Below are 3,021 nucleotides of genomic sequence, written 5' to 3' on the forward strand. Positions count from 1 at the left end.
GGGGAGCGAAACCCCCGGCCTACGGCCGGCCAGGTCGCCTCAGTCACCCCCTGCCGAACAGCGAAACATCCCTATGCCAACGCGCTCCCAGCAAGAGAAAACAGGGAGCCCACCCCATGACCGACTTCCTCATCGAACACCACCGCGCCTGGGCCCCCGGCCTGGACAACGACCACGCCTGGCAAACCTGGGCCCAAGCCCCCTACACCCCCGACGAACAGGACCAGCAACCCAGCTGCGCCTTCCTCCCCGCCATGCAGCGCCGCCGCCTGAGCCGCCTCGCCCGCATGGTGCTGGACGCCGCCTGGCCGCTGTGCGGCGAGGACGAGCAGCTGCCGCTGGTGTTCGCCTCGCGCCACGGCGAGACCACGCGCACCGTCGCCCTGCTCGGCGACATCGCCGACGAGCAGCCGCTGTCGCCGACCCAGTTCGGGCTCTCCGTGCACAACGCCATCGCCGGCCAGTGGTCGATCCTGCGCGGGCAGCGCGGCGAGTCGGTGGCCGTGGCCGGCGAGACCGACGGCTTCGAGCACGCCATGCTCGAAGGCGCGCTGCTGCTCGCCGAGGGCGCGCCCTCCGTGCTGGTGGTGGTGGCCGAGGAAAAACCCGCCCCCGCCTACGCCGATTGGATCGAAGACGTGCCCTTCTCGTATGCTGCGGCCTTCCGACTGGGGGGAGCCGGATCATGCCGGGACACGAGAGGGGACGCGCCGCGCTGGCGCCTGCAACTGACGCGCCGCGCTGGCGCGGACGCATCCAGCGCCTGGCCGCACGCACTGGATTTTCTGCGCGCCTTGCACGACGGGCGCGACAGCCTGGAGCATTCATGGAAGAACCGACGATGGAACTGGCAGCGCCTGCGCTGAACGAAGGCCGCCGCCAGGACGCCTGGCTGTGGCGTCTGCTGGCCACCGGCATGAGCTTCCTGCTGTTCGGCCTCGGCGGCCTCGTGCTGCGCCTCCTGGTGCTGCCGGCGCTGGCCCTGCTGCCGGGCGACGCGCTGCATCGCCGACGCCGGGCCCGCGGCGCGATCAGCCGCGCCTTCCACCTGCTGGTGCGGTTCATGCACCGCACCGGCCTGCTCGACTACCGCGTGGAGGGCGCCGAGCGGCTGGGCCGGCCGGGGCAGATGATCGTCGCCAACCATCCCTCGCTGATCGACGTAGTGTTCCTGATCGCGCAACTGCGCGACGCCAACTGCATCGTCAAGGAAGGCCTGTGGCGCAATCCCTGCGCGCGCGGGCCGGTGCAGGCGGCGCAGTACATCAGCAACAGCGGCAGCCCCGAAATGCTGGAGCAGGCCGCCGACGTGCTGCGCGAAGGCCAGACGCTGATCGTGTTCCCCGAAGGCACGCGCACCGTGCCCGGCCGCGCGCCTTGCTTCCACCGCGGCGCGGCGGCCATCGCGCTGCGCGGCGCGCGCGTGGTCACGCCGGTGTACATCACCGTGGCGCCCACCACGCTGACCAAGGCCGAGCCCTGGTACCGCATCCCCGACCGCCGCGTGCAGGTGCGCCTGCGGGTGGGCGAGGACATCGCGCCGGAAGCCTTCGGCGACGCGCCGCTGCCGATCGCCTCGCGCCGCCTCAACGACTGCCTGCATCGCCTCTTTCTCAAGGAACTCGCCGCACCATGACCGCCATGGAACTGGAAATCGCCCAGCTGATCATCGACACGCTGGCGCTCGAAGACCTCGCCGCCGCGGACATCCCGCCGCCGCAGCCCCTGTTCGGCGAGGGCCTGGGCCTCGACTCGGTCGATGCGCTGGAACTGGCGCTGGCGTTGCAGAAGCGCTACGGCGTGCGGATCGAGTCCGACGTGAAGGACGCACGCCGGCATTTCGCCTCCGTCGCCGCCCTCGCCGCCTACATCGAGGCCCAGCGGAACGCATGCGCAAGCTGACCGACCTGCTTCTGCCGGTGGTCGGCGTGCTGTATCCGTTCGTCGTCTATTTCGGCTCGGAGAAGGTCTCGCCGCCGGTGTTCGCGCTGGTGCTCGGCGCGATCTGGCTGATCCGCGCGCCGGCGCTGCTGCGCCAGCCGGGCGGACGCTGGATGGTCGGCGCCGCGCTGCTGTACTGCGTGCTGCTGGCGGTCTCCGGCGAGGAGGCCATGCTGCACTGGTATCCGCCGCTGATCAGCGCGCTGCTGCTGGCGGTGTTCGGCCTCAGCCTGCGCTTCGGCCCGCCGATGATCGAGCGCGTGGCGCGCGTGCGCGAGCCGGACCTGCCGCCGCAGGCGGTGCGCTACACGCGCAAGGTCACCTGGGTGTGGGTGGCGTTCTTCGCCTTCAACGGCCTCACCTCGGCCGCGCTCACGCTGTGGGCGCCGCTGTCGTGGTGGACGCTGTACAACGGCCTGATCGTGTACTTCATCATGGGCGTGCTGTTCGGCGGCGAGTGGCTGCTGCGCCAGCGCCTGCGGAAGCTGGCATGAGCCGCCCCACCCTGCCCGAGCTGCTCGATGAGCGCCGCCTGGAGGACGGCTCCTGGTCGCTGTCCCTGCGCGTGCCGCCGGACCTCGCGCAGCTGGAAGGCCATTTTCCCGAGGCGGCGATCGTGCCGGGCGTGGTGCAGGTGGCCTGGGCACTGGAGCTGGCGGCGCCGAGGCTGGGCACGTCGCGCCGGTGCCGCGAGATGGAGGCGTTGAAGTTCCAGCAGTTGTTGCGTCCGGGGGACTTGGTGGATTTGCAGCTGCGCTTCGATGCGGCGAAGGGGAAGCTGTACTTCGCGCTGGCGAAGGGCGAGGCGCATTACTCGGCGGGGCGCTTGTGCCTGGGGGGCGGCTGATGCGGTCGCTTCGTGGCAGGCCCTTGCCGAAACATAAGTCGCATGCATCCACCTGCGGAAGCCTGGCCCCCGACTTGGCTCCCTCTCCCCGCCGGGGAGAGGGTTGGGGTGAGGGGCGGGTGCTCGCGGGAACGCCGCCATTACGCTCCTGCCCGTCGCTCTTGCCCGCCGCTCTAGCTTGTCGTTCCGGGCGCTTACCGCTGCCCTGTCCTGTCGAAAAGGAGTCGGCATCC

General features: G+C 70.8%; 5 protein-coding genes. All 5 read left to right on the forward strand.

Translation table 11 applies throughout. The features are described from left to right. Positions 1–116 precede the first annotated feature (116 nt). Genes ACH65_RS17790 through ACH65_RS17810 form a run of 5 tightly spaced genes read left to right on the forward strand, consistent with a single transcriptional unit; the run spans position 117 to position 2,788 of the window. The gene (locus ACH65_RS17790) at positions 117–866 is read left to right on the forward strand and encodes a beta-ketoacyl synthase chain length factor (RefSeq protein ID WP_049623977.1); all 750 of its coding nucleotides are present in this window, start codon (positions 117–119) and stop codon (positions 864–866) included. After that, complete coding sequence (locus ACH65_RS17795; protein ID WP_237561563.1) at positions 827–1,636, forward strand: lysophospholipid acyltransferase family protein; 810 nt, start codon at positions 827–829, stop codon at positions 1,634–1,636. Before ACH65_RS17790 ends, ACH65_RS17795 begins: the two co-directional genes overlap by 40 nt. Further along, positions 1,633–1,902: a phosphopantetheine-binding protein gene (locus tag ACH65_RS17800; RefSeq protein WP_049623979.1), complete on the forward strand. Its 270-nt coding sequence runs from the start codon at positions 1,633–1,635 to the stop codon at positions 1,900–1,902. Before ACH65_RS17795 ends, ACH65_RS17800 begins: the two co-directional genes overlap by 4 nt. Next, positions 1,890–2,435, forward strand: a complete 546-nt coding sequence (locus ACH65_RS17805; protein ID WP_049623980.1) for a COG4648 family protein — start codon at positions 1,890–1,892, stop codon at positions 2,433–2,435. The genes ACH65_RS17800 and ACH65_RS17805 overlap by 13 nt, the downstream gene beginning before the upstream one ends. Beyond that, complete coding sequence (locus ACH65_RS17810; protein WP_049623981.1) at positions 2,432–2,788, forward strand: ApeI family dehydratase; 357 nt, start codon at positions 2,432–2,434, stop codon at positions 2,786–2,788. Before ACH65_RS17805 ends, ACH65_RS17810 begins: the two co-directional genes overlap by 4 nt. Positions 2,789–3,021 lie beyond the last annotated feature (233 nt).

This window comes from Frateuria defendens, from assembly GCF_001182895.1.
GTDB lineage: Bacteria > Pseudomonadota > Gammaproteobacteria > Xanthomonadales > Rhodanobacteraceae > Frateuria_B > Frateuria_B defendens.

Coding starts and splice junctions, on each gene's coding strand:
- ACH65_RS17790 (WP_049623977.1), top strand. CDS start 117: ATGACCGACTTCCTCATCGAACACCACCGCGCCTGGGCCCCCGGCCTG.
- ACH65_RS17795 (WP_237561563.1), top strand. CDS start 827: ATGGAAGAACCGACGATGGAACTGGCAGCGCCTGCGCTGAACGAAGGC.
- ACH65_RS17800 (WP_049623979.1), top strand. CDS start 1,633: ATGACCGCCATGGAACTGGAAATCGCCCAGCTGATCATCGACACGCTG.
- ACH65_RS17805 (WP_049623980.1), top strand. CDS start 1,890: ATGCGCAAGCTGACCGACCTGCTTCTGCCGGTGGTCGGCGTGCTGTAT.
- ACH65_RS17810 (WP_049623981.1), top strand. CDS start 2,432: ATGAGCCGCCCCACCCTGCCCGAGCTGCTCGATGAGCGCCGCCTGGAG.